The sequence below is a fragment of the Micromonospora sp. NPDC048894 genome, from assembly GCF_040649765.1.
GTDB lineage: Bacteria > Actinomycetota > Actinomycetes > Mycobacteriales > Micromonosporaceae > Micromonospora > Micromonospora antibiotica.
The window spans coordinates 199,298-223,237 of the sequence record NZ_JBEZFY010000010.1 but is presented as its reverse complement, the minus strand read 5'-3'; the positions used below and the strand labels follow the sequence as shown (position 1 = coordinate 223,237).

General features: G+C 74.8%; 23 protein-coding genes and 1 riboswitch. Of the genes, 6 read left to right on the top strand and 17 right to left on the bottom strand.

Annotated elements, in window-relative coordinates:
* Window positions 1-29: 29 nt before the first annotated feature.
* Window positions 30-1,046, bottom strand: a complete 1,017-nt coding sequence (locus tag AB0C22_RS22390) for a LacI family DNA-binding transcriptional regulator (RefSeq protein ID WP_208566815.1) — start codon at window positions 1,044-1,046, stop codon at window positions 30-32.
* A gap of 155 nt (window positions 1,047-1,201) precedes the next feature.
* Between AB0C22_RS22390 and AB0C22_RS22385 the strand changes: the two genes are divergently transcribed.
* From AB0C22_RS22385 to AB0C22_RS22375, 3 genes are read left to right on the top strand one after another with little or no spacing between them, the layout of a single operon-like run.
* On the top strand, window positions 1,202-2,353 hold the full coding sequence (locus tag AB0C22_RS22385) for a Gfo/Idh/MocA family oxidoreductase (RefSeq protein WP_208566549.1): 1,152 nt from the start codon (window positions 1,202-1,204) through the stop codon (window positions 2,351-2,353).
* On the top strand, window positions 2,350-3,501 hold the full coding sequence (locus tag AB0C22_RS22380; RefSeq protein WP_219462492.1) for a dihydrodipicolinate synthase family protein: 1,152 nt from the start codon (window positions 2,350-2,352) through the stop codon (window positions 3,499-3,501). Before AB0C22_RS22385 ends, AB0C22_RS22380 begins: the two co-directional genes overlap by 4 nt.
* A 26-nt stretch (window positions 3,502-3,527) precedes the next feature.
* Window positions 3,528-4,352: a sugar phosphate isomerase/epimerase family protein gene (locus AB0C22_RS22375; RefSeq protein ID WP_308290774.1), complete on the top strand. Its 825-nt coding sequence runs from the start codon at window positions 3,528-3,530 to the stop codon at window positions 4,350-4,352.
* Between the two features lie 361 nt (window positions 4,353-4,713).
* On the opposite strand, the gene AB0C22_RS22370 is transcribed toward AB0C22_RS22375, so the two are convergent.
* The 16 genes from AB0C22_RS22370 to AB0C22_RS22295 form a co-directional block, all read right to left on the bottom strand.
* Window positions 4,714-5,463: a hypothetical protein gene (locus AB0C22_RS22370; protein WP_219462490.1), complete on the bottom strand. Its 750-nt coding sequence runs from the start codon at window positions 5,461-5,463 to the stop codon at window positions 4,714-4,716.
* Between the two features lie 134 nt (window positions 5,464-5,597).
* On the bottom strand, window positions 5,598-6,053 hold the full coding sequence (locus AB0C22_RS22365) for a hypothetical protein (RefSeq protein ID WP_219462488.1): 456 nt from the start codon (window positions 6,051-6,053) through the stop codon (window positions 5,598-5,600).
* Window positions 6,050-6,979 carry a hypothetical protein gene (locus AB0C22_RS22360; protein ID WP_357536787.1) on the bottom strand — a complete coding sequence of 310 codons (930 nt, stop codon included), beginning with the start codon at window positions 6,977-6,979 and terminating at the stop codon, window positions 6,050-6,052. The genes AB0C22_RS22365 and AB0C22_RS22360 overlap by 4 nt, the downstream gene beginning before the upstream one ends.
* Window positions 6,976-7,665, bottom strand: a complete 690-nt coding sequence (locus tag AB0C22_RS22355) for a phage tail protein (RefSeq protein ID WP_357536785.1) — start codon at window positions 7,663-7,665, stop codon at window positions 6,976-6,978. The genes AB0C22_RS22360 and AB0C22_RS22355 overlap by 4 nt, the downstream gene beginning before the upstream one ends.
* Window positions 7,646-10,255: a putative baseplate assembly protein gene (locus tag AB0C22_RS22350; RefSeq protein ID WP_357536783.1), complete on the bottom strand. Its 2,610-nt coding sequence runs from the start codon at window positions 10,253-10,255 to the stop codon at window positions 7,646-7,648. The genes AB0C22_RS22355 and AB0C22_RS22350 overlap by 20 nt, the downstream gene beginning before the upstream one ends.
* Window positions 10,252-10,758 carry a GPW/gp25 family protein gene (locus AB0C22_RS22345; protein ID WP_357536782.1) on the bottom strand — a complete coding sequence of 169 codons (507 nt, stop codon included), beginning with the start codon at window positions 10,756-10,758 and terminating at the stop codon, window positions 10,252-10,254. The genes AB0C22_RS22350 and AB0C22_RS22345 overlap by 4 nt, the downstream gene beginning before the upstream one ends.
* On the bottom strand, window positions 10,755-11,093 hold the full coding sequence (locus tag AB0C22_RS22340; RefSeq protein WP_208566543.1) for a hypothetical protein: 339 nt from the start codon (window positions 11,091-11,093) through the stop codon (window positions 10,755-10,757). Before AB0C22_RS22340 ends, AB0C22_RS22345 begins: the two co-directional genes overlap by 4 nt.
* Window positions 11,093-12,679: a phage baseplate assembly protein V gene (locus AB0C22_RS22335; RefSeq protein ID WP_357536780.1), complete on the bottom strand. Its 1,587-nt coding sequence runs from the start codon at window positions 12,677-12,679 to the stop codon at window positions 11,093-11,095. The genes AB0C22_RS22340 and AB0C22_RS22335 overlap by 1 nt, the downstream gene beginning before the upstream one ends.
* Window positions 12,676-13,551 (bottom strand): hypothetical protein, encoded by an 876-nt coding sequence (locus tag AB0C22_RS22330; protein WP_357536830.1) that lies wholly within the window; start codon window positions 13,549-13,551, stop codon window positions 12,676-12,678. Before AB0C22_RS22330 ends, AB0C22_RS22335 begins: the two co-directional genes overlap by 4 nt.
* Entirely contained in the window at window positions 13,551-14,282 is a 732-nt protein-coding gene (locus AB0C22_RS22325; protein WP_357536778.1) for a hypothetical protein, read from the bottom strand. The genes AB0C22_RS22330 and AB0C22_RS22325 overlap by 1 nt, the downstream gene beginning before the upstream one ends.
* Window positions 14,283-15,306: 1,024 nt before the next feature.
* Window positions 15,307-15,789 (bottom strand): phage tail protein, encoded by a 483-nt coding sequence (locus AB0C22_RS22320; RefSeq protein WP_208566540.1) that lies wholly within the window; start codon window positions 15,787-15,789, stop codon window positions 15,307-15,309.
* 1 nt (window position 15,790) lies between these two features.
* The gene (locus tag AB0C22_RS22315) at window positions 15,791-17,071 is read right to left on the bottom strand and encodes a phage tail sheath subtilisin-like domain-containing protein (RefSeq protein WP_357536777.1); all 1,281 of its coding nucleotides are present in this window, start codon (window positions 17,069-17,071) and stop codon (window positions 15,791-15,793) included.
* A gap of 28 nt (window positions 17,072-17,099) precedes the next feature.
* Window positions 17,100-17,792, bottom strand: coding sequence for a carboxypeptidase-like regulatory domain-containing protein (locus AB0C22_RS22310; protein ID WP_357536775.1), 693 nt, complete (start codon window positions 17,790-17,792; stop codon window positions 17,100-17,102).
* Window positions 17,789-18,397, bottom strand: coding sequence for a glycine zipper family protein (locus AB0C22_RS22305; protein WP_219462473.1), 609 nt, complete (start codon window positions 18,395-18,397; stop codon window positions 17,789-17,791). Before AB0C22_RS22305 ends, AB0C22_RS22310 begins: the two co-directional genes overlap by 4 nt.
* Before the next feature lie 13 nt (window positions 18,398-18,410).
* Entirely contained in the window at window positions 18,411-18,755 is a 345-nt protein-coding gene (locus tag AB0C22_RS22300; RefSeq protein ID WP_219462471.1) for a hypothetical protein, read from the bottom strand.
* Between the two features lie 100 nt (window positions 18,756-18,855).
* Complete coding sequence (locus AB0C22_RS22295) at window positions 18,856-19,662, bottom strand: DUF3153 domain-containing protein (RefSeq protein WP_357536773.1); 807 nt, start codon at window positions 19,660-19,662, stop codon at window positions 18,856-18,858.
* A 531-nt stretch (window positions 19,663-20,193) separates the two neighbouring features.
* On the opposite strand from AB0C22_RS22295, the gene AB0C22_RS22290 reads away from it, so the two are divergent.
* The 3 genes from AB0C22_RS22290 to AB0C22_RS22280 all read left to right on the top strand — a co-directional run bounded on the left by AB0C22_RS22290 (window position 20,194) and on the right by AB0C22_RS22280 (window position 22,869).
* Complete coding sequence (locus AB0C22_RS22290) at window positions 20,194-21,435, top strand: MFS transporter (RefSeq protein WP_219462470.1); 1,242 nt, start codon at window positions 20,194-20,196, stop codon at window positions 21,433-21,435.
* A gap of 73 nt (window positions 21,436-21,508) precedes the next feature.
* Window positions 21,509-22,402 carry an aldo/keto reductase gene (locus tag AB0C22_RS22285; protein ID WP_208566534.1) on the top strand — a complete coding sequence of 298 codons (894 nt, stop codon included), beginning with the start codon at window positions 21,509-21,511 and terminating at the stop codon, window positions 22,400-22,402.
* A 131-nt stretch (window positions 22,403-22,533) separates the two neighbouring features.
* Complete coding sequence (locus AB0C22_RS22280) at window positions 22,534-22,869, top strand: hypothetical protein (protein ID WP_219462468.1); 336 nt, start codon at window positions 22,534-22,536, stop codon at window positions 22,867-22,869.
* 686 nt (window positions 22,870-23,555) lie between these two features.
* A riboswitch (cobalamin riboswitch) is annotated at window positions 23,556-23,685 on the top strand.
* The last annotated feature ends 255 nt before the right edge of the window (window positions 23,686-23,940 follow it).

Sequence of the window (23,940 nt, the reverse complement as noted above, 5' to 3'; positions counted from 1 at the left end):
CGCCGTGCTGCCTGCCCGGTGCGGGCGGATCAGTCCGGGGCGGGGCCGAGGCTGTCCCGGACGACCAGGGTGGCCGGCAGCACCTCGACCCGGGGCCGGTCCGCCGCCGGGCCCAGGGCCAGGGTCATCGCCCGCGCGCCCAGCTCCACCAGCGGCAGCCGGACGGTGGTCAGCGCCGGGGTGACGTCGGCGGCGACCGGCATGTCGTCGAAGCCCACCACCGAGACCTGCCCGGGCACCGCGACGTTGCGGGCGCGCAGCAGGGTCAGCGCACCGACGGCCATCGAGTCGTTCAACGCCACCAGGGCGGTCAACCCGGGGACGGCGTCGAGCAGTTCACCGGCGGCGCGGGCGCCACCGTCGCGGTCGAAGTCGGCGTAGCGGATGCGCTCGGCGGGCAGCGGGTGGCCGCCCTCGGCGAGCGCGGCCCGCAGCCCGTCGAGCCGGTCGGTGATCGTGGTCAGCACCTGCGGGCCGGCGACCACCCCGATCCGGGTGTGCCCCCGGCGCAGCAGTTCCGTGCCGAGCAGCCGGCCGCCGTCGGTGTTGGCCGGCATCACCGCGTCGCCCGGGTGTTCGTGCCGGCCCACCACCGCCACCCGGCCACCGGTCGTCTCGTAGGCGGCCAGCTTCTCGGCGAGCCGGGCGGTGAAGGTGGCGTCGTGGTAGCCGGAACCGGCCAGCACGATCGCGGCGACCTGTTGGGCGCGCAGCATCTCCACGTACTCCAGCTCGCGTTCCGGGTCGCGGTAGCTGTTGCAGATGATGACCAGCCGGCCGTGGTCGGTGGCGACCCGTTGCAGCCCCCGGGTCAGCTCGGCGAAGTACGGGTCGGACACGTCGTGCACCACCACGCCGACCACGCTGCGCTGCGGGCGGGCCAGCAGCTGGGCGTGCGCGTTCGGCACGTAGCGCAGGTCGGCGACGGCCCGCAGCACCCGTTCGCGCAGGTTGTCGGCGACGGGCTTGCTGCTGCCGTTGATCACCCGGGAGGCGGTGGCGGGGGAGACCCCGGCGCGACGGGCGACATCGGCCAGCGTCGCCATGGGCACCCCCGAAAGTGTCCGGACCCGATCCGGGCCGCGCGGTAGCGGACAGGTTACCGCAACGGTCGGGGCGGGCCCTTGCCCGTGGTCGGGCCGCCACCTAGGCTGCTAGGAAAGCGCTTACCTATGTACCGTGCACAGGGGAAGGACGACCCATGACCCGAAGGTCGATCGGCATCATCGTCAACGGCGTCACCGGTCGGATGGGCTACCGCCAGCACCTCGTCCGTTCCCTGCTCGCGATCCGTGAGCAGGGTGGACTGCCGCTGGGCGACGGCACCCGGATCTGGCCCGAGCCGATCCTGGTCGGCCGGGACGAGACCCGCCTGCAGGCGGTCGCGCAACGGCACGGCCTCACCGACTGGACCACCGACCTCGCCGCCGCCCTCGCCCGCGACGACGCGGAGATCTACTTCGACGCCCAGGTGACCCAGCAACGGGAGAAGGCGATCCGACAGGCCATCGAGGCCGGCAAGCACATCTACACCGAGAAGCCCCTCGCCGAGTCCAGCGCCGCCGCGCTCGAACTGGTCCGGGCCGCCGACGCCGCGGGCATCCGCACCGGCGTCGTGCAGGACAAACTCTTCCTCCCCGGGCTGCGCAAGCTCCGCCGGCTGATCGACGGCGGTTTCTTCGGCCGCATCCTGTCCATCCGCGGCGAGTTCGGCTACTGGGTGTTCGAGGGTGACTGGCAACCCGCCCAGCGGCCCTCGTGGAACTACCGCACCGAGGACGGCGGCGGCATCGTGATGGACATGTTCCCGCACTGGCAGTACGTGCTGGAGGAGCTGTTCGCCCCGGTCCGCGCGGTCACCTGCCTCGCCGCCACCCACATCCCCGAGCGCGTCGACGAGGCCGGCCGCCCCTACCCCGCCACCGCCGACGACGCGGCCTACGGGATCTTCGAACTCGACGGCGGGATCGTCGCCGCGCTCAACTCGTCCTGGGCCACCCGGGTGCACCGCGACGAACTGGTCGAGTTCCACGTCGACGGCACCGAGGGCAGCGCCGTCGCCGGGCTGCGCCGCTGCCGGGTCCAGCACCGGGCGGTCACCCCCAAACCGGTGTGGAACCCCGACCTGCCCGCCACCGAGGACTTCCGCGCCCAGTGGACCGAGGTGCCCGACAACGAGGAGTTCGACAACGGGTTCAAGGTGCAGTGGGAGGCGTTCCTGCGGCACGTCGTCACCGGATCCCCGTTCGCCTGGGACTTCCTGGCCGGGGCGCGCGGGGTGCAACTGGCCGAGCTGGGGCTGCGCTCCGCGCGGGAGGGCCGCCGCGTCGAGGTGCCGGAGCTGTCCCGGTGACCGCCACCGTCCGGTTGCCCGACGGCGGCACCCACCGGCTGCGCGGGGGCACGGGCCACGCCCGGCCCACCGGCCCGTCCACCAGCCGGGTGGCGTACGCCGCGGCGCACGTCGTCGCCGACCCGCGCGCGGAGAACGTGCCGGGCGCCCCGGCCGCCGTCGACTGGGACCGCACCCTCGCCTTCCGGCACCACCTCTGGTCGTACGGGCTGGGGGTGGCCGAGGCGATGGACACCGCACAGCGCGGCGCGGGCCTGGACCACCCGGCCACCCGGGAGCTGATCCGGCGCAGCGCCGCCGAGGCCCGCGCGGTCGGCGGCCGGATCGTCGCCGGGGTCGCCACCGACCAGCTCCCACCCGGCCCGGCCACGGTGCCCCAGGTGATCCGGGCGTACGCCGAGCAACTCGCCGACGTCACCGCCGCCGACGCCCGCCCGGTGCTGATGTGCAGCCGTCACCTGGCCGCCGCCGCCACCGGCCCCGACGACTACCTACGGGTGTACGACGAGCTGCTCACCGCCGCCGACCAGCCGGTGGTGCTGCACTGGCTGGGCGACATGTTCGACCCGGCGCTGGCCGGCTACTGGGGCTCGACCGACCTCGACGAGGCCACCGAGACGGTGCTGCACCTGATCAAGCAACACCAGGGGAAGGTCGACGGGATCAAGGTGTCCCTGCTCGACGCCGACCGGGAGGTCGCACTGCGCCGTCGCCTGCCCGCCGGGATACGCCTCTACACCGGCGACGACTTCCACTACCCGGAGCTGATCCGGGGCGACGCGCAGGGGCACTCCGACGCGCTGCTCGGCGTCTTCGCCGCCATCGCGCCGGCCGCCGCCGCCGCGCTCGCCGCCCTCGACGCCGGTGACCTGGGCCGGTACGAGGCGGTGTTCGCCCCGACCCTGCCGCTGGCCCGGCACCTGTTCGCCGCGCCGACCTGGTTCTACAAGACCGGCATCGTGTTCCTCGCCTGGCTGGCCGGGCACCAGGAGCACTTCACCATGCTGGCCGGGCAGCAGTCCGGCCGGTCCCCGGCGCACCTGGCCCGGCTGCTCGTCCTCGCCGACGACGCCGGCCTGCTGCCCGACGCGGAGCTGGCCGCCGCGCGGGCGCGGGCGTACTTCACCGTGGCCGGGGTGACCCAGTGACCGGGGCGGCGGCCGGGGGTGGTGCGGTGCCTGGCGGTGGCGTGGCGGCCGGGTTGGAACGGTTCTCGTTCAACCAGGCCACCGCCCAGCACTGGCCGCTGGCCGCGGCGGTCGCCGGCTGCGCGGCGGCCGGGGTGCCCGGCATCGGCCTGTGGCGCGAACCCGTCCAGGAATTCGGCGTCGAACGGGCGGCCCGGCTGGTCCGGGACGCCGGGCTGACCGTCACCTCGCTGTGCCGGGGCGGGTTCTTCACCGCCCCGGACTGGTGGGACGAGAACCGGCGGGCCATCGAGGAGGCGGCCACCCTCGGCAGCCGGGAACTGGTGCTGGTCTCCGGTGGGCTGCCGCCCGGCAGCCGGGACGTCGACGGGGCCCGCCGCCAGGTCGCCGACGCCGTCGCCGCCCTGGCCGACGAGGCGGCGGCGGCCGGGGTACGGCTGGCCATCGAACCGCTGCACCCGATGTTCAGCGCCGACCGGTGTGTGATCGCCACCCTCGGCCAGGCGCTCGACATCGCCGAACGGTTCGACCCGGCGGTGGTCGGGGTGGTGGTCGACACCTACCACGTGTGGTGGGACGACACGGTGTACGCGCAGATCGCCCGGGCCGGCGCCCGGATCGCCGCGTTCCAGGCGGCGGACTGGGTCACCCCGCTGCCGGAGGGCGTACTGCTCGGTCGGGCGCTGCCCGGGGAAGGCTGTGTGGAGCTGCGCCGGCTGCGTGCGGCGGTCGACGCCGCCGGGTACACCGGGCCGGTCGAGGTCGAGGTGTTCCAGGCGGCGCTCTGGTCCCGGCCCGGCCCGGAGATCCTCGCCGCGACCATCGACGCCTACCGTGCCCACGTGTCCTGACCCGATCGGAGCCGTGCCTGGTGGGCACGTCCGCCCTGCCACGGTGGCGGACGATGCTGGCTGCCGGGTCCGCCGGCCGGCCGGTCGGTCGTGGTCGGTCGGGGTCGCCTGGGACGTGCAGGTGCCTGGGCTTCGGCCGGGGGGAATCGGCTTCACGCAGAGTAGTGGAAGGCAGGTGGTTTCCCTCAGGGAGCGGTATGCCTCTGCGGCATGAATATGACGGACAGGCATACCGGTCCGTGCCTTGCCATGCCCCGCCGCCGTCTCACCACGATGGGCGGCTTTCCCACTGACCCGCAGCGCGCCGACCGATCCCCGCCGGACCGGCGATGGCCGACCGATCCCCTGCCGACCGGTCGGGTCATCGGACGGTGGCGGTGACGCGGACGGCCTTGACGATGGCGGGGATGGAGCCGATCAACAGCACCAGGCCCCAGACGATGGCCACGACCGCGAAGACCAGGGCCCCGACGTCGTCGAGAATGCTGACCAGGATCACCGGCACCAGCCGGTGCAGGAACTCCAGCACGACCGTGCACACCAGGGTGGTCAGCACCAGCAGGACCAAACCCTTGTTCTGGAGGAACCGGGGCTGGGCGAGCAGCAGCAGCCCACCCCAGACCAGTTTCAACAGCAGCACCAGACCGAGCAGCAGGCTGGCCTCGCCGACCGGGAAGAACCCCCACAGCGCCAGGTAGGCCAGGGTGCCGAAGGGCACGGCCAGGAAGAGCGACACCATCACCGTCAACTCGACGAAGGCGATCACCAGCAGCACCAGCGAGGCCAGGAGCAGCAGGATCGAGAAGACCAGGGTGGCCACCCCCTGCACCCGGCCCTGCACCCGGTCGGAGAGCACCAGGCTGAGGCAGAACAGCCCGGTCGTCCACAACGCCACCATGTCGATCAGCGCCAGGTAGCCGGTGCCCCGCCCGGAGGGCTCACTGATCCCGCCCACGTCGCCGACATCCACGCCCAGGTCCCGGGCGCTGGTCAGCAGCGCCCCACCCGCCTCGCCGCCGCCGGTGAGCAGCGACGACCCCAGTTCCAATCCCACCACCAGCGCCACCGCCAGCAACGCCAACAGCAGGAACGGCTTGCGCAACTCGCCCACACCCGGCCTCCCTCCGCTCCGACACCGCCCCGGTCCACCCCGCTCCAGTCCTGGCCGGTCCGGCCTACCCCGGTGGGCTGTCCCGGTCCGGTCCAGCTCGTTGCCGCCCATTCCGGGCCCGGACGGGTGCCGGGTCACGAGGTGGCGATGGTGACCGTGCACGAGGCACCTCCCGGGCAGCCCAGGTCGACCTCGGTGGCCCGGTCGACGGCGATCTTCGCGACGGCCCCGCCTCCGTCGGTGGGCGTGACGTCGTCGCGTACGGTCAGGTCGGCGTCGCCGGGCGCGGGGGCGGCGACCGTGAAGGCCGCCGCGCTGCGCAGGACCAGGGTGCGCAGCGCGCCCGGGTCGGCCACCCGCAGCACGCACCCACCGACGAAGGTCAGCACGTCGCCGGTACGGTCACAGTCGGCCCGGACCGTCGCCGGGTCGAGTGCGCTGCCGCCCCCGCCGAGCCGGCCCAGCCAGCCCAGTGCACCGGCGTCGGCCGGGTCGCCCCGGTCGGCGCGGCCCACCCCGACCGCGGTGACGAAGGCGGCCACCAGCAGCACCGCCACCGTCACCAGCAGCAGCTTCTGCCGACCGGTCACGGCGTGCCCGCCCCGGGCAGCTCGGTGAACCGGATCAGGTCCACCCCGGCGAAGTACCGTTCGGTGCCCTGCGTCCTGCCGACGGCGATCAGGGTGAGGGTGTGCGGGCCCCGGCCCAGCCGGACCGTGCCGACGTCCTCGACGGCCCGCAGCGCCGGCAGCTTCGAGAAGCCGAGGAAGGTGCCGCCCAACTGCACGCCGTCGAGCTGCCAGATGGTGTTGGCATAGTCGGCGGAGGTGGTCCGGGAAGCGGCGAACGACCAGGTGGCATCGGTCGGCAGGGTGACGGTGAGACTCACCCGGTCACCCACCGCCAACCCCTGGAAGAACAGCTGCCCGCCACCGGACCAGGCGATCCCGCAACAGTCGGGCTGAGTGACCACCTTCACCGCGGCCCCCGCCGGTGACTCCGTCTTCGCCCCGGGGAGCAGGGCCTCGGCCTCCACCGCGACCACCTGCGGTGCGGTCGGTGCCGGCGCGTCGTCCGGGCGGGTCAGCAGGTAACCAACCACCGCGCCGACCAGCACCACCAGCGCCACCGCCGCCGCGATCCACGGCCACGGTGTCCGCTTCGGCGGGGCGACCGCCCTGACCTCGTACGTCACCCGGCCGCTGGAACGGGAACTCTCCTCCGGCGCGGTGTTCGCCGAGTACGCGAAGCCGGTCATGTCGTACCGCCGGGGTGCGGTGCCGGCCGGCACCATCAGGCGGACCAGGAACGACACCGAGTTCTGCCCCGGCACCACCCGTTGCGGCTCGGCCACCGTGAACCAGGTCCGCTGACTGCCGTCGCCCGGTGCGACGTCGAAGACCACGGTGTCCGGCGCGACTCCCGGGTTGGAGACGGTGAAGGTCAGCTCGCCCCGGTTGGCCGGGTCGAGGGTGAACTGTCCGGCGGCGGCGACTACGGCCCATTCGGTGGTCATGACGGCTCCTCAGACGACGGTCCGGGCGGGGGAACGGAACCCGGGGCGGGGACAGTGGCGCGACCGACCGCCGGCCCGTACGGCACCGGCCCGCCGCCGACGCCGGACGCACCACCGGACGGACCGGGCCCGGACACGCCACCGGACGGACCGGGCCCGACGTCGGCGTCGGCAGGTGGATCGTCGGCGAGGACGACCTCGGCGGTCACCGCCGCCGGCTTCTCCGCCTCGACGATCCGGGTGACCACGGTCAGCAGTCCGGCCGCCTGCGGCGGCACCCGGACCACCAGGTGGAACGGCCGGTCGACCGGTTCGTCGAGGACGAAACCGGTGACCCCGGTGGCCAGCTCCAACGCGGTCCGCATCCCGTACGGGGTGCCCCGCCAGCGGGCCAGCAGCGCACCGTGCGCGACCAGGTCCCGCAGCCGCCCGACGGGCAACGCCGGTGGGGCGTCCGGTCGGGGTGGACCGAGCACGTGGTCCATCGCCACCCAGCGGGTCAGGTAACCGGCGAACCCGTCCGGCGTGCGGTACGGGGCGAACAGCGCGTCCACCTCGGCGAGCAGCGCCTCGTCCGGGGCGTGCAGCGCCTCCATCACGTCCAGCAGGGCGGCCAGCACACTGCCCGGTCCGGCGGCCCGCTGGTAGGCCGCCGGCAGCAGCCGCTCAATCGCCGCTCGGCGCATCGTGGCCCACCACCTCGATGTCGTGCTCGCCGGAGCAGAGCAGCCAGGTGTCGGGGACGGTCACCACGTCGGCGGTGGCCTGGTTGGCGCTGGCCGTCCAGTCGACGGCGTCGGTGCTGCGGTGCACCCCGCGTTCGCCACCGGCGAGGATCAGCCGTCCGGTGCCGCCCGGCCCGGCGGCGCTGCCCGCGATCGCGTCCACCGGCACGAACCGGGTGCGGTCCCGCAGCGGCAGGCCGCAGTTGACCGTCACCGGTTGCCACTGCGCCTGCGCGGCCAGGGTGTCCAGCCGGACCACCCCGCCGCTCTGCGTGGCGGCGACCGCCAGGGTGCCGACGAAGGCGAGGTCCCGGCAGGTGCCGCCGACCCAACCGGCCTGCACCTGCTGCCACTTCACGTCGGATTCGAACAGCCGGGTGCGGTGGCAGCCCTGGCCCGGCTTCTTCGGGTCCGGCTCGCCCGCGCCGGCCCACAACAGGGTGGCCGGGCCGTCGTACTGCACGGCGAGGACGCGGTTGTCCACGTTGGCCAGCCCGACGTGGGTGAAGCTGCCGGGGCGGCCACCGGCGGTGGACAGGTAGACCCCGAAGCTGGCCTGTGCGGCGACCGCCACCCCCGGCGCACCCCGCTCGGAGACGAAGGACCGGACGGCGTAGAAGCCCCGGTCGGCGTCGGCCGGGTCGACCAGGATCTGCAACGGCACCGCCCCGGGCAGCAGCGAGACCTCGTACAGGCCGGTGTCGGTGGCCAGCAGGAGCGCGCCCGCGCCGTCCCGGTCGATCCAGGCCAGGTCGGTGATCCGCGAGTCCAGACCGGTGAGCGGGGACCAGGTCTCGCCGAGGTCGGTGCTCAGGTGCACCCGGGACCCACCCGCCGCCCGGGTGGTGACCACCGCCACTGCGCCGGGACGGGCCACCACGCCGGGACGTACCGGGGCCGGGGCGGGGCCGACCCGCACGACCGTCTCGTCGTCGTCGAACCGGCCGGCCGGCTCCCAGCCGACCCCGGCGTTGGACGAGCGGAACAGCACCGGTCCCCGGCCGGCGTACCAGGTGCGGGCCTGGTACTGGTCGACGGCGAGGGCACGGACCTGCGCGTCGGGGGCCTCGTCCACCACGAACCGGACCGACTCGACGTAGCGCACCCCCGGCTCGGCGTGCTCCAGCATCCGGTACACGTTGGAGGCGCGCAGCGGTTCGCCGAACGCCCAACCGGTCGGATTGAGCCCGGTGGGCAGTGGGCTGAGCGTCTGGTGCAGCCGGTCGTGGATACGCCGGCGGACCGCCTCCGCGTCCTCCTCGCGGCGGACCACCACCCGGGCCCGGATCGACACCGCCTTGTAGCGGGCCCAGCCGGCCCGGCAGCTGGTGCCCAACGCCCGCCGCCGGTCCAGGTCCGCCTCCACCCGGCGGCGGGACTCCTCCACCTCGTGCGCGCGCAGCACCGACACCGGCAGCCGGCCGCCCGGTCGGGCCTCGTCCGGCACGTACGGCACCAGCACCACCTCGACCTCGCCGGGGCGGGCGAAGCTGTACACCGCCGACCGGGTGAACGCCCGGGCCCGGGACACCCCGCCGGAACCGGCGGCGAGGATCTCGAAGTCCCGGGCGGTGACCGCGCGTTGCTGGGCGAAGAACTCGTACGGGCCCCGGACCAGCGCCGAGTCGAGCGTCTCCAGGTCCCGCCCGCCGCTGGCCGGCTCGGGGTTCTCCGCGCGTACCCCGGGCAGGGGGTCCCGCAGGTTGGTCAGGGTGCCGGCGGCGACGTTGCCGGCCCGGCCACCGCCGGCCCGGTACCAGAGTCGGATCCGGGCGCCGGCCGGCGGCACCGCCGCGACCGTCACCGGCCCGCCGGCCGGCCCGTCACCGGCCGGGCGCAGGTCCAGCGCCGGGGCGAAGGTGACCACCCCGGAGCAGCGGTCCACCAGGTAGACCCGGGCCTGCGGGCCGACCCCGGCGAAGCTGTCCACCGGCCGCCACAGCTCGTACGGGGTGCCCTCGTGCTCCCGGGCCGCCGCACCCAACTCCACCGCGCCGGCCGCCACCTCCACCCCGAGCAGCAGGTCCCACGCCTCGGCGGTGCGCGCCAACGGCGCCCGGGCGGCCCGCAGCACCTGCCCCGGCTGGCCGGTGCCGACGCCGAGCAGTTCCGCGTCGACGATGTCGCAGTGGTGGGTGCGCACGGTCACCTCGGCGGCCCCCTCGGGCAGCAGCGCCGGCTCGGTGGTGACGAAGACGACCGGTTTCGGGTCCGCGCCCCGGGCCGCCGCGATCCGGGTGCCCGCCGGGATCCGCACCGCCGCCCGGTCGCCGCCGGTACGCACGAGACGCACGTCGGCCCAGGCCGCCGTGGGCGCGTGCCGGGTCACCCCGAGCAGGTTGAGGAACTGCACGTACGCCTTGTCCGGCAACTGGTTCAGCCGGAAGATCATCACTTCGGTGAGGTGCGCGAACGCCTCCACCAGCGCGATGCCCGGATCGTGCGCGGACAGGTCGGTCCAGCCGGGGCAGGACTGCCGGATCCGCTCCCGGGCCTCGGTGACCAGATCGAGGAAGGTGCGGTCGTCGAGGTGCGGCACGGGCAGCGTCATGACGGGTCCCCCTCGTCGGCAGGGCGGTCGGTGCCGGACGCCGGACGCCGGGCGGCCCGGTCCCCGGCGGCGGTCGGGCCACCGGCCGGGTCGGTGTCGTCGGGGAGCAGGTCGACGGAGAGGATCAGCTGGCGGGGGGAGAGGCTGGCCCGGACCCGGTAGTCCAGTCGGATCACCAGCCGCCACGGGTCGTCCGGGTCGGGGCCGGCGTCCACGTCGATCACCTCGACCCGGGGTTCCCACCGGCGGATCGCCTGCCGGACGTAGTGGATGGCCAGTCCCGCGGTGGTGTCGTCGTTGGGGGCGAAGACCAGCCGGTGCAGCCGTGAGCCGTACCCGGGGCGCATCAGCCGCTCGCCCGGCGTGGTGGACAGCAGCAGGTACAACGCCTGGCGTACCGTCTCGTCGCCCTCGGTCACGGCGAGCCCGCCGGTCGCGGTCGTCGCCAGACCACCGGTGCGGCCGGCGTCGAAGCCGGCCCCGACGAACCGCAACGCCCTCACCGGTCGGCCTCCACCAGACGCTGCCGGGGGTCGTGGACCGTGTGGTGGACCAGACCCGGCGGTGTGCCGTCGGTGAAGCCGTCCAGGTGCGACAGCACGATCCGGTGCCCGTCGACCCGCAGCCAGTCGCTGTAGCCGACCCGCACCGCGAGGGTCTTCGCGCAGGGTTTGACCGTCGGCCCGTAGTTGGGGCAGGCCACGATGTCGCGCCCTTCGGGGTCGGCGTCGACCAGCACCGGGACCCCGGCGACGGTCAGCCAGTGCTGTGACGCCCGGTTGGTGACCCGGCCGTCGTGGTCGCAGGCGACCAGCGAGTTCAGGTGGATCCAACGCATCAGCCACCTCCGGAGTGGGCGCGGGCCAGCGCGCCGGCCTGTTGCCGGGCGGTCGCCGCGTCCTCGGTCGTGTCGGCGTGCAGGAAGTCGACGCTGCGGGCCCGTACCACCATCGCCCGGCCCGGCGCGGAGAGCACCAGGTCGGTCGCGGCGTGCAGGGTGGTCAGCTCGGGGGTCAGCTCCAGGAAGCTGCCGGCGTCGGTGGCCAGCCGCACCGTCCGCGCGGCGTCGTCGACCACGATGGTCTGACCGCTGCCGGTCCGCACCGACCAGCGGCCCGCGCGCCCGTCGGCGACCCCCGTGTCGTACGGCGCGACGACGCCGAACAGCGAGCCCAGCACCACCCCGGAGACCGGGTCGCCGCCGGGCAACGCCAGCAGCACGGTGTCGTCCGGGTCGGGCAACGCCACGATGCCCTTGTCCCGTCCGGCCCCCGGACAGAGCACCGCCAGCCAGCCCGCGTCCAGGTCGCCGTAGCCGGGCAGCCGCACCCGTACCCGGCCGCGCTGGTCCGGGTCGTCGACGGAGGTGACGACACCGAGGGTGACCACCGCCCCGCCGGCCGGGACGCGTGTCGGGGAGGGCGGCGGGGCGGTGGAGAACCAGGTGCGGTGGCCGGTGCCGTCGATGGTGTGCACCACCTCGGTGAGCACGTACGCCCCGGCCAGTTCCTCGGCCACCCCGGTCAGCGTGATCCGCCGACCGGGTCGCAACGCCGGGTCCCCCTCGGCCACCCCCTCGGCGGTGACCAGTGCGGCGACCCGGGCGTCCAGTCCGGCCTGGGCGAGTGCGGCCAACTCGTCGTCGCTGCGACCGGGCTGGTCCACCAGGGTCCGTACGCCGTCCGCGCCGACCACCGCCGGGTCGGGCCGCAGCGGCACCCGTCGACCGGTCCGCGCGGTGTCGACCTGCTGACCGAGCGGCTCGGCCCGCTGCGGGTGCCAGCCCAGGGCGGCGCTGCCGCCGGCGGCCCGGTCCAGGTTGGTGGCCAACCGCACCGAGTGCAGCGACCGGCCCAGCGCCAACGGCAGCGGCTCACCGTGCCCGTCCAGGGTGACCAGGCGGACCCGGTCGCCGTCGGCGGCCAGGTGCAGGCCGGCCCGGCCGGCCACCTCCAACAGCAGCTCCAGGTCGCTGTGCCGGTGTTGGAGCAGCCGCTCCAGGCGCGGCCCGTCGGCGTCGACGTCGACGTCGAGCCCGACCTCGGCACACAGCTCACGGGCCAGGTCGGCGGCGGTGACCGCCTCGAAGACCCGCAGCTGCTGCCGCTTGCGCAGCCGGTGCAGCAGGTCGTAGCCGCGCAACCGGAACAGGGCGGTGCCGTCGGCGGCGTACTCCACCTCGACGCAGGTGACCTCGCCGGTGAACAGCCGTTCCCCGGCGAGCCGGACGTCGAGGGTGGCGCCGGTCGGCACCGCCGGGCCGGGACCGGGACCCCGCGCGGCCGGGCCGGGGTCGGCCGCGTACACCACCTCGCACTGGGTGGGCTGGTCGAGCCGGGCGGCCACCCGTACCGACCGGATGCGGTGGGCCGCTGTCCCGTCGAGCGGCACCCCGTCGAGGAGGATCGACGGCCGGGCGCTCACCGGACACCTCCGTCGGGGCCGGCCGGACCTGGGCCGGCGAACAGGTCCCCGCCGCGCCACGGTCCCGTGCCGGCCAGCAGGCCCCCGTCGGTCAGCAGGCCCCCGTCGGTCAGCAGGCCCAGGGCGGCCACCGCGCCGGTGCCGGTGGTGGGGTCGGTGCCGGTCGGCGGGGGTACGGCGAGGGCGGTGCCGGCCGGCACGGTGAACGGGTCGGTGATCCGGTTGTGTTCGGCGAGCAGCCGCCAGCGCAGCGGCGAGCCGAGCGCGTCGTGGGCGAGCAGGTCGAAGCGGACACCGGAGTAGCCGGGCGCGGCCGAGCCGTCCCCGGTGGCCACCACCGCCTGACCCACCCCGACAGCGGGGGTCGACGCGGCGGCCAGCTCCTCGGCGAAGCCCTGCTGCGCCTCGTCGGCCGACTCGGCCACCCGCAGCAGCTTCAACCGCAGCCAGGAGCGGCGCGGTGAGCCGGTGCGGGTGAACACGTCGAACCGTTCGGCGACGGCCACCACCACCCCGGGCACGTTCCACGTCTTGCCCCAGACCAGCCGGACCAGCGGTGGACGCTGCCAGCCGTGCGCCACGGCGGAGTTCTCGGCCAGCATCCACAGCGGCCGGGTCAGCATCCGGACGTCCTCGGGCGGGGTCGGTCCCTCCACCAGGTCGGTGTCGAAGAGCAGGTCCAGCACGAGTTCGGTGCGCCCGCCGCCGGTGAAGACCAGCGGGTCGTCGGCCAGCCCGACGCCGGTGAGCTGCCCGTCTGCGCTGCCCCGGGGGCGTACCCCGGCGACCCGGGTGACCTGCACGGTCTGCGGGTTGAGCAGGCAGTCGATCCGGACCCCGGACTCGTCGACCAGGAACGCCACCCGTTCCATCACCACCCCCGCTGTTCGGCGTCGAGCCGGCCGTACCGGACGTCGTCGAGCCCGGCCACCAGCGGCGTACGCCATCCGCCGTCGTCGGGCAGCGCCGGCCACGGACCGGCCACCGCCCCCGCCGGTACGCCCGCCCACGCCGTCCCGCCGCTGCGACAGGTGTCCCGCGCACCGGTCGCCGGGACCGTGCCGGCCGGGACGGTGGGCTCGTCGGGCAGGGCCGGCCACGGGTGGCCGGCCGGGGTCGGCTCGCCGGTCGGCCAGCGGCTCCCGTCGTCCGGCCGGAGATCGTCGGTGTACCGGGGCGGACGGCCGCTGCCGGTGTCCCGCCCCGGCGGTGGCGTCCCGCCGAGCCGCCACCCGTCATCCGCGCGGGCACGCCACCCGCCGCGCCCACCGGCCCGCCATCTGTCGTCCGCGCCGGGGGGTGTGGGGTCGGTCGGTCCCCGTCCGGACGTCCGGCCCGGCGGGGCGCCGCCGGGGTGGGTCGTCGGGTCGGGGGCGATCCGCAGCACCGGAGGTGTCGCGCCCGGTCGCCGGGTCGCCGCAGCGGCGGCGCGGCCGTCCGCCGGCCCGGCCGGGTGGGGACCGGCGGCGTCACCGCCGACGGGGCCGGTACTTGCGCCGGGCCCGTCGATCCGCGCGCCGGGTCCGGTCGCCGGGGAACCGGCCGGGCCGCCGGGCGTCCGCCGGCCCGGGCCGGTGTCCGTCGGGCCGCCCGGGTCCACCATCCATGGTGGTCGGCCACCTGACGGCCCGGGGCGGCCCGGCGGCACCGGCCCGGCGGCACCCGTCTCCGGCGCGGCGGCGGCACCCGCCCCCGGTGCTCCGCCGGGGCCGCCCCACCGGGTCCCGTCGGGGCTCGTCCCGCCGGCCCGGTTGGGGACCGTTTCCCGGGTTCCGCCGGGGCCCGGCTGCGGTGGGCCGTCGGGCGGCGGTGCGAAGCCCGGACCCGCCGGGACGACCGGCGGGCCCGCTGCGGCCGGCCGCCCGGCCGGCCCCGGTCCAGGGCGCTGCCCGGCCGGACCGGTCGGTCCTGATACGCCGGGTCTGGCCGACCGGTGGGGCCAGCCGGACCCGGCCGCCCCGCGCAGTCGGGACCAGAGCGAACCCGCGCGGCCGGAGCGGGCCGTCGCCGTCGGTTCACGGCGGTCCGGAGCCGTCGGGTACGACCGTGGCGTCGGCTGCGCGGTCCGCCACCCCGGCCGGCCGGTGGCCGGCTGGTCGACCCCCGTCCGGGCAGGGGCGGTCGGGCCGGCTGCGACCGGTGGGCCGTCGGGCCCGGTGGTTCCGTAGGGGTCGGTGGTTCCGTAGCGGTCGTCGGGCCCGGTGGTTCCGGTCGGCGCGGGTGGCCGGTCGACCGGCGGGGAGCCGGGCCGGGAGGGGTGCGCAGGGTGCCCGGCGGCTGCCGGGGCGGACCGCCCGGGTACCCCCGGGAGGACTACCTGCCCGGGACCGGCGGTCGGCGGCGGACCCGGCGGGAGGTCGTCGCCCGGCCCGACCAGGTCGTGCAGCAGGCCGGGGGCGTGCGCGGCGACCACCCGCAGCCAGTGCTCCGGCGGCTGCCCCGGCCGCCGCAGTGGGGACGCTGCCGGATCGACCGGTTCGGATTGCCGTGCGGGCGGGGCGAGCACCGGACCGGCGAACGGCGTGGCCGGTGCCGCTAAGTGTCCGGCTGGGTCCGGGACCGGCGCGGTCGGGCCGGCGGCCGGGTCCACCGCGTCGGCGGCGGCCCGCAGCCGGGCGGCCAGCCAGTTACGCGGTCGTGGGCGCGGTGGCACCGCCGGCCTCCAGTTCCAGCCCCTCGTACGCGAGGGTCAGCGCCACGATGGCGATCTCCTGGGACAGGGTGTGCAGGTGTGCGCCGCGCCACCGCATCGGCCACGCGTTGATCAGGTTCCAGCGCAGCACCTCGGCGGTGCCGGCGGCGTCCAGCAGCACCACCGACACGTTGCGGCGGCTCACCGTCCCGGTCGCCGCGCTGTGCACCCAGTCCCACAGCTCGCGGGACGGGGTCAGTCCGAAGTGCAGGGTCACCGGCGCATAGTCGACCTGCCCCGGTACCGACCGGATCCGGTCGTTGCCGGCCTCCCGGTAGGCCAGCCGGCCGATGGTCAGCTCCAGGCCGCTGACCTCGGTGAAGTGCCCGTTGGTGACGCCGTTGATGAGCAGTTTGAAGTTGTACGCCCGGTACGGGTCGACCGGGGCGCCCGGCTGTGGCGTGGCCGTGGTCGGCATGTCAGCCTCCGATCGTCTCGGTCTCGGTGCCGCCGGCCCACTGGCTCAGCTTGAACACCACGAACTCCGCCGGTTTGACCACCGCGATGCCGATGTGCGCGACCACCATCCCGGCGTCGCGGACGTCGACCGGGTTGGTCTCCTCGTCGCACTTGACGAAGAACGCCTCCTCCGGGGTACGCCCCAGCAGCGCCCCGTCACGCCACACCCGGGTCAGGAACGCGCCGATGTCGCGGCGGATGGACCGCCACAGCGAGTAGTCGTTGGGCTCGAACACCATCCACCGGGTGCCGTTGGCGATGGCCTGCTCGATGGAGATCGACAGCCGGCGGACGTTGAGGTAACGCCACTCGCTGGCCTCGGCGGCCAGGGTCCGGGCCCCCCACACCCGGATGCCCTCCCCGGCGAAGTACCTGATGACGTTGACCCCCTTGGGGTTGAGCACGTCGTGTTCCGAGCGGGTGACCAGGTACTCCAGGTCGACGGCGCCGCGTACCGGCTCGTTGGCGGGGGCCTTGTGGACGCCGCGCAACCCGTCGGTGCGGGCCCAGATGCCCGCCATGTGCCCGCTCGGCGGGGTGAGCACCAGCTCGCCGGTGAGCGGGTCACGCACCCGCAGCCAGGGGAAGTAGAACGCGCCGTAGTCGGACTGCCGGGCCCGGTGGGCGGTTCCGGCCGGCCCGTCGCCCGACGTCGCCGCGTCACCACTCCTGCCGTCGCCGGGCTTGCCGTCATCAGATTTGCCGTCGGCGGGTTTGCCGTCGGCGGGTTTGCCGGTGGTGGGGCGAGGGCCGGGGGTGGCCACCCGGGTCAGCGTCGAGATGTCCTCGATGCCGGGCGGCGGGTCGCAGATCGCCACCATGGTGCGCAGCCGCTCGGCCATGCTCAGCAGCGCGTCGTGCGACACCGGGTCGTGGAAGCCGGGCGCGGCGAGGATGGCCACCTCGTCGATCGCCTCCACCAGTTGCAGCCCGGTGCGACGCTGTCCGGTGCCGGTGAGCTGGCCGCCCGCGCCGACGTTGACCACCCAGCAGCGGCTGCCGCCGTTGTCGAGGAAGCCGAAGACCGCGCGGGCCAGCGGGGTGCTCTCCAGGTCGTCGCCGTCGGCGTACAGGCGCAGGAACTCCGACCAGCTGTTGACCGCCAGCGCCCGGTCGACGTGGGCGGTGCGGTTCGGCGCGACCCCGACGAACGCGGCGGTGGCCATGCCGACCGGCCCGATCGGCCGGGCGCCGCTGGGTACCTCCTCGACATAGATGCCGGGGGAGAAGTATTGGGGCATCGGTCCTCCTGTACGCGGGCGGTCCGGGTCAGCGGGCCGGGGGTTCGCAGACGATGACGAGGTCCGCGTCGGCCGGGTCGACCTCGGCGGTGAGGGTGCGGCCCCGGCCGACCAGGCGCAGCCGGACCGGTCGTCCGGGGTGCTCCGGGTCGTGCGGGACCCCGGCGATCCGGAACCGGCCGCCCGCGTCGGTGTGGGTGGCGTACGGGGTGCCGACCAGTTCCACCCGCAGCGCCGCCAACGGCTGCTGCTGCGGGCCGACCACCCGGCCGGCCAGGTCCCGCAGGGCCAGCCGGTGCAACCGCAGCGGGTGCAGCACCGGTGGTGCGACCGGCGACGCGGGTGTCACCTGGGCCGGCACGTCGACCAGCAGCGCCGGGCGGGGGGTGACGCCCAGGGTCACCCACAGCGCCGGGTCGCCGGCCTCCAGGACCAGTTCCGGTTCGCCCGCCTCGGCGGCGGCGGTCAGGACCCGGTCCAACCCGGCCAGCGCAGTCGGACCGGCGGCGCTGACCAGGTAGCGGATCGTGAACCGGTACGGTTCCCGGGTGCCGGTGCCCCGGGTCTGCCGGGCCGGCCGCAGGGCGAGCGGCCACAGGGTCAACCCGGCACCCCCGTCGGTGGGCGGGCCGACCGGGACGTCCTCGCCGGCCACCCCGGCCAGCCAGGCCGCCAGCGCGGCGGTGGCCGCCTCGACCGGTCCCCGCCCGTCGCCGGTCATCGCGGCGGCGTCCCCTGGATGCGGTACGCGATGGCCTCGTTCCACACGTGCGGGTAGACGCCGATCTCGAAGTACCGGGTGAACCGGTTGATCGGGGCGTTGGTGTGGTCGTGCCAGAGCAGCCACACCGGGGCGACGGTGAACAGGACGTAGTTTCCGACGACCAGCGGCAGGTAGAGCGGCCCGAGCAGCCGGGCCTGGAAGATGTGCACGTCCTCGTGGCGTTGGATGCCGGGGCCGGACCCGGCGCAGACGGTGCCGATGGTGGTGGCGTAGCGCGGGGACACCCCCTCGACCAGGTTGACCCGGCAGCTGTGCTGCGAGGTGGGCCGGTCCAGCGAGTGGCCGAAGACCAGGTGCAGGGCGAGGTAGAGCGCCCCGACGGCGGTGTTCGGCAGGCTCCAGGTGTGGTCGACGACGAAGAGCAGCACGCCCCGGGCGTCCGGGCCGTACACCCGGGCGGCGGCGACCGACCAGCCGAACGGGACGCCGACGAGCAGGCCGACGACCGCCCCGACGAGCAGGCCGACCGGTCCGCCGGTGAGGACCCCGAGCGTCGCCCCGCACAGGACGTGGACGGCGGCGCTGACGATTCCGAAGATCATGACGCGCCTCCGCTCAGACCCAGGAACGGACGAAGCGGGGCTCGCGCCCCTGGGCGAGCTGGCCGGCCGACGCCTGGGTCGGCTGCCGGTTGCCGGGCGGCAGCTGGTTGACGCCCAGCGCGGCGGAGAAGATGACCAGGCCGTTGAAGAACGCGATCAGCCACTTCTCGCCGCCGGCCCCGGTGGCGAACGCCGCGGTGGCGTACGACAGGGTCAGCGCGACGCCCAGGGCGATCCACTTGCGGGCCTTGTCGCTGTTCGGGCCGATCAGTCCGCCGACGACGTTGGCGGTGAGCAGGGTGGCGGCGCTGGCGCCGGCCACACTGCCGAGAGCGGCCCAGGTGAAGAGATCGTTCACGGCGATCTCCCTTCGAGTGGTGCGGGGAGGGTAGGTGCGGGTGGTGAGGTGCGACGGCCGGTGGGGCGGGCCGCCCGGGTGCCGTGGTGGTGTGCCGGGGTCAGACCGGCCCCGGACGATCGGTCGGTGCGGCCCCGTCCGTGGTGCCGGTCGGGCCCGGCGGGGTGGACGGGACGGTGGTGGCACGGGCGCGGCGGCGCAGCAGCACGGTGACCACCCCACCGGCCAGCAGCAGGAGCAGGACCGCACCGGCCACCAGCAGCCAGGGGAAGGAACCCGGGTCGTCGTCGCCGGCGGCGGCGACCGGGGTGGCCGACGGGGTCGGCCGGGGCGGGGCCTCGGCGATCGCCCGTAGCTCGGCCGGCTTGGGCTGGTTGGCCACGACCTTCCAGCTGACCGAGCGCCCGCTGAGGGTGCCGTTGGTGTCGATCACCCGCCCGGGAAAGGTCACGGATATCTCGAACGACATCAGCTGCATGAACGCCTGCTGGTTCTGTGGATTCTGCTCGGCCACTTTTCCGCCGTATTTCTTGGGATCGAGCGGCAGGCTGAAACGATAGAGATCACCGTCGCGGACAAGATTCACACTCTCGCTGGTGAAATCCTTCAACGGGGTGTGCCGATAGGTGATCTGCGCGCCGTAGTAACGCTCGTCCTGGTAGACGGTCTCCTCGCCGACGGGGAGGCTGGGAATGTTCTCCCGCAGTTCGGCGTAGGCCACCGCGATGTTCTTGTTGCGGTTGCTGAGCACGGACCTGTCCGCGGTCAACAGGAGTTGCCCGTCGATGGTGTCGTCGGCGTTGACGGTCAGGCCGAGGTTGAGTTGCATGCAGCCGGCGAGCGACGCCACCAGGGCGAGGCACGCCACCGCCCGTACCGCCCGGCCGCGCCAGAGTCCGGTTGTCATGGTCACATTGTGTGTGATCCACTTCACAGTCGGCAGTCCTAGATCGGTCATCCGCCTGTCTCCGATCTTACCGGAATGCCCAACTGTTCGGACAGTACGGAAATGGTGAAAGGCAGATATCCTGGACGGTTGACCACCATTGTCGACACTATCCGCTCCGTTTCCGCGCGCACCGGATCCGCATCGAACCCCGACGGCACCAACCCGAAACAACCGACCCTCCCACTCCCACTCCCACCCCCTACCCCCGTCCCCGCCCCCTTGGGTCCGTACCCCGCTTGGTGATCAAGAGGTTTGCGTCAGAAAATCCTCGGCAGGTGACGCAAACCTCTTGATCACCGGGGAAAGCCGGGGGCGGGGGCGTTGAGTGGGAGGGGTGGGGGGTGGGGTGGGGGTGGGGGCGTCGGGGCAGTGGGCTGCGGTAAGGGGCACATCGTGCTTGTGGCCGTGACGAAACCGGTGTGAGATCTCCGGTGAGGACCGTCGTGCCCACCCCGGGGACGGGCCCCCGGCCGAAGGGACCGCACTGCCGTGAACGCCGCCACCGAGCCCCGTACCGTCGCGCCCCGGGTGGTGCGGGCCGCCCGTACCGGAGTCGCGGTGGTCTTCGCCCTCAACGGCCTCGCCGTGGCCAGCTGGTTCTCCCGGGTCCCGGCGGTCCGCGACGCGCTTGGCCTCAGCGCCGGCCGGCTCGGCCTGCTGCTGCTGGCCATGTCCGGCGGCGCGGTGCTGGCGCTGACCAGCGCCGGCCTGGTGACCCAGCGGCTCGGCCCGGCCCGCACCGTCGTCGCCTCCACCGTGCTGGTCGCGGTCGGGCTGGCCGGGGTGGGCGTCGCCACCCCGCTCGGCTCGCTGCCCGGCGTCGCGGTCGGCCTGTTCGCCCTCGGCTACGGCTCCGGCACCTGCGACGTGGGCATGAACGTCGAGGGCGCGGCGGTGGAGAAACGGCTGGGCCGCACCATCCTGCCCCGCTTCCACGCCGCCTGGAGCCTCGGCTCGGTGGCCGGTGCCGGGCTGGGCGCGGGTGCGGCCCGGCTCGGTGTGCCGATCACCGTCCACCTGGCGGTGCTGGCGGCGGTGGTGCTCGGCGGCACCCTGCTCGGGGCGCGGAACTTCCTGCCCGCCCTGCCCGCCTCCACCGCGGACGGTGCCGCGTCGGCCCGCCGGGGTGGCCTGCTCGCGGCCTGGCGGGAGCCGCGCACCCTGCTCATCGGCGCACTGGTGCTGGTGATGGCGTTCACCGAGGGCAGCGCCAACGACTGGCTGGCGGTCGCCTTCGTCGACGGCTACGGGGTCAGCGAGGCCGCCGGGGCAGCCGTCTTCGGGGTCTTCGTCGCCGGCATGACCATCGGCCGGACCGTCGGCACCGTGGCCATCGACCGCTGGGGCCGGGTGCCGGTGCTGATCGGCACGATCCTGCTGGCCGCCGCCGGCTCGCTGCTGGCGGTGCTGGCCGGCTCCGGCCCGCTGGCAGTCGTCGGGGTGGTCCTCTGGGGGCTCGGCGCGTCGCTCGGCTTCCCGGTCGGGATGAGCGCCGCCGCCGACGACGAGGAGCACGCCCCCGCCCGGGTCAGCGTCGTCGCGGTGATCGGTTACACGTCGTTCCTGGCCAGCCCGCCGCTGCTGGGCCTGCTCGGTGACCACGTCGGCATCCTGCATGCCCTGCTGGTGGTGCCGGTGCTGCTGATCCCGACGCTGGCCCTGGTGCCGGCGACTCGTCCACCGGCCGGCGTCGGGCCGTCGGAACACACCGCCCCAGTACAGAAAAACTAACAGTTCCCGGCCCGCACCGGTATCGGGTGCGCGGCCGTTACGACGGGTCGTCGCCGCTGGCTAGGGTCGCCGGATGCCAACTGAGATCACCGCCGCAGCGGCGGGCCGCTGGACCCTGGGCGACCGCACCGTGCACCGGATGGGCTTCGGCTCGATGCGGCTCACCGCCCACCCCGACCGGGACCGGGCGCTGCGCGTCCTGCGCCGGGCCGTCGAACTGGGCGTCGACCACATCGACACCGCCGCGTTCTACGTCTCACCGGGCGGCACCCTGAAGGTCGGCACCGGCCCCGCCCGGTACGCCACCGAACTGATCCGTGCCGCCCTCGCCCCGTACCCGGAAGGGCTGGTCATCGCCACCAAGGTCGGCTTCCGGGCCGACCCGACGACCGGCACGCGCGAGGAGGCCAGCCCGGCGCAGCTGCGCGCCCAGGTGGAGGAGAACCTGCGTCGGCTCGGCCGCGACCACCTCGACCTGGTCAACCTGCGGATCGTCAAGCGGCCCGCGCCGGACTCCGTGGCCGAACGCTTCGGTGCGCTGGCCGAGCTGCGCGACGCCGGTCTGATCCGGCACCTGGGCCTGTCCAACGTCCGCGTCGACCACCTCGACGAGGCGCAGACCATCGCCCCGGTGGTCTGCGTGCAGAACAACTACGCCCTGGACAACCGCGGCGACCAGGACGCCATGGTCCGCGAGTGCGGTGCCCGGGGGATCGCCTACGTGCCGTTCTTCTCCCTGACCGGCGTCAACCGCGAAGGCGGGGCACGTACCGACCACGACGCGGCCGTACGCGCCGTCGCCCGCGCCCACGACGCCACCCCGCAGCAGGTACGCCTCGCCTGGACGCTGCACCAGGGCCCGCACGTGCTGGCCATCCCCGGTACCGGTGACCCGGCCCACCTCGCCGAGAACGTCGCAGCCGCCGCGCTGCGACTCACCCCCGACGAGCTGGCCGCCCTGGGCTGAACGGTCTCGGGCGTGGCGCGTACGCCCTGGGGCGTCGAGGTCTGCCCCGTCCAGCCGGTTGTCACCGGGCTCGCAGCGCCCTGCCAGGCAGGGGTGTTCCACTGGAGGGACGCCGAGGAGAGGACGGGCAGATGGGCTGGTTCAGCCGACGGACCCGGGCTGACGAGGGCATCCCGACCAAGCTCGATCGGGAGGCCACCCGGGACGACCTGACCGCGTTGGCGGACTTCGTGGCCGCCCACCGGGGGGTGGAGTTCTATCTCGAACCCGAGACGACCGCCACCGACACCACAGTGGTGGCGATCGCGCACGACGGGGAGTGGATCCGCCGCCGCACCGGCTCCCCACGTACGGCGGCGAAGCTGGCCCACCGGCACGCGGTGCCCCTCTACGAGGCGGCGAAGACCGGATACCCGGAGCGGATGCGGGCCTGGAACCGGACCCACCCCGAGCGTCGCCTCCGTTGACCCCTCAGCCGCTGCGTAGAGGGTGGCCAGGGGTCTGCGGGGTGGGTGTCTGTGGGGGCGGGCCGTGGGGTGCGGCCGTGGTGGTGGGCGCGGCCGTTGGCCGCGCCGGCGGCTGCGGGCCAGGGGTGTGTGGGTATGTCGTCGCGGGCCCTTTCGAGCTGATGACGGTGACGGATCGGTCCCCCCGGGTGGGACGGCCCGGCCCGACGCCCGTCCGGTCGGGTCGGACCGTGCCGACCCCGAGTCGTTGACGTCATCAGCTCGACAGGGTGCGAGAGAGGTGTTCCGACCGCCAGGGACGGTCGGCCCCGGGACGGTCGGCCCCGGGACGGTCGGTCCCGGGACGGTCGGTCCCGGGACGGTCGGTCCCGGGACGGTCGGTCCCGGGACGGTCGGTCCCGGGACGGTCGGTCCCGGGATGGGTGCCTCGATCGGCTCCGCACCGGCTGGTGGCGGCCGGCGGACCTCCCTCAGGCGGGTTGCGGGTCGCCTCGGAGGATCTGCGGGTGCGCCGCACGGGGCGGCTGCGGGTCGGCCGTCGGGCGGGGCCGGACCCACCCGTGGGATGCGCGGGGCGGGCGGCTGCCGGCCTCGCCACAGGGGTCGATCGGTGCCGTCGCGGGGCCGGTGGCCACCGTTGACCTCGGGGTGAGGAGTATGGCAGCATTCGCGGCCTGACGGCAGTGAAGGAAGTCGGTGCGATTCCGACGCGGTCCCGCCACTGTCACCGGGGAGCGATCCCCCCTCGTGAGTCACGACCGTGCGTGCACGGTTGGAAGGCCGGGGGTGAGCGTCGATCCGGGAGCCAGGATACTTCGGCCGTCGGAGAACCCCAGGGCGTGGACACCCGAGGAGGACCCGATGACGCACAGCGTCACTGCCGACCCCATCACGGTCGGTGATTTCTGCATCACCGTCGAGCCCGCGCCGCCGCGTGCTCCCACCTCTCCCACCGTCGCCGGCCGCCGCCGGGGCGGTCGGCCTGCCACGTACCGCTGACGGCCGGTCCGGGTACCCCGCCGCAGGCGGGTGCGTCGTACCTCCGCCGCCGCTGACCGGCGTCCCTCCCGC

What these genes read in the sequence shown, in the direction of transcription:
- AB0C22_RS22390 (WP_208566815.1), bottom strand. Translation starts at nt 1,046, where the DNA reads ATGGCGACGCTGGCCGATGTCGCCCGTCGCGCCGGGGTCTCCCCCGCC.
- AB0C22_RS22285 (WP_208566534.1), top strand. Translation starts at nt 21,509, where the DNA reads ATGCCAACTGAGATCACCGCCGCAGCGGCGGGCCGCTGGACCCTGGGC.
- AB0C22_RS22385 (WP_208566549.1), top strand. Translation starts at nt 1,202, where the DNA reads ATGACCCGAAGGTCGATCGGCATCATCGTCAACGGCGTCACCGGTCGG.
- AB0C22_RS22310 (WP_357536775.1), bottom strand. Translation starts at nt 17,792, where the DNA reads ATGACCGGCGACGGGCGGGGACCGGTCGAGGCGGCCACCGCCGCGCTG.
- AB0C22_RS22355 (WP_357536785.1), bottom strand. Translation starts at nt 7,665, where the DNA reads ATGCGCCGAGCGGCGATTGAGCGGCTGCTGCCGGCGGCCTACCAGCGG.
- AB0C22_RS22295 (WP_357536773.1), bottom strand. Translation starts at nt 19,662, where the DNA reads ATGACAACCGGACTCTGGCGCGGCCGGGCGGTACGGGCGGTGGCGTGC.
- AB0C22_RS22360 (WP_357536787.1), bottom strand. Translation starts at nt 6,979, where the DNA reads ATGACCACCGAATGGGCCGTAGTCGCCGCCGCCGGACAGTTCACCCTC.
- AB0C22_RS22340 (WP_208566543.1), bottom strand. Translation starts at nt 11,093, where the DNA reads ATGCGTTGGATCCACCTGAACTCGCTGGTCGCCTGCGACCACGACGGC.
- AB0C22_RS22320 (WP_208566540.1), bottom strand. Translation starts at nt 15,789, where the DNA reads ATGCCGACCACGGCCACGCCACAGCCGGGCGCCCCGGTCGACCCGTAC.
- AB0C22_RS22325 (WP_357536778.1), bottom strand. Translation starts at nt 14,282, where the DNA reads ATGGTGGACCCGGGCGGCCCGACGGACACCGGCCCGGGCCGGCGGACG.
- AB0C22_RS22330 (WP_357536830.1), bottom strand. Translation starts at nt 13,551, where the DNA reads ATGGAACGGGTGGCGTTCCTGGTCGACGAGTCCGGGGTCCGGATCGAC.
- AB0C22_RS22305 (WP_219462473.1), bottom strand. Translation starts at nt 18,397, where the DNA reads ATGATCTTCGGAATCGTCAGCGCCGCCGTCCACGTCCTGTGCGGGGCG.
- AB0C22_RS22350 (WP_357536783.1), bottom strand. Translation starts at nt 10,255, where the DNA reads ATGACGCTGCCCGTGCCGCACCTCGACGACCGCACCTTCCTCGATCTG.
- AB0C22_RS22315 (WP_357536777.1), bottom strand. Translation starts at nt 17,071, where the DNA reads ATGCCCCAATACTTCTCCCCCGGCATCTATGTCGAGGAGGTACCCAGC.
- AB0C22_RS22280 (WP_219462468.1), top strand. Translation starts at nt 22,534, where the DNA reads ATGGGCTGGTTCAGCCGACGGACCCGGGCTGACGAGGGCATCCCGACC.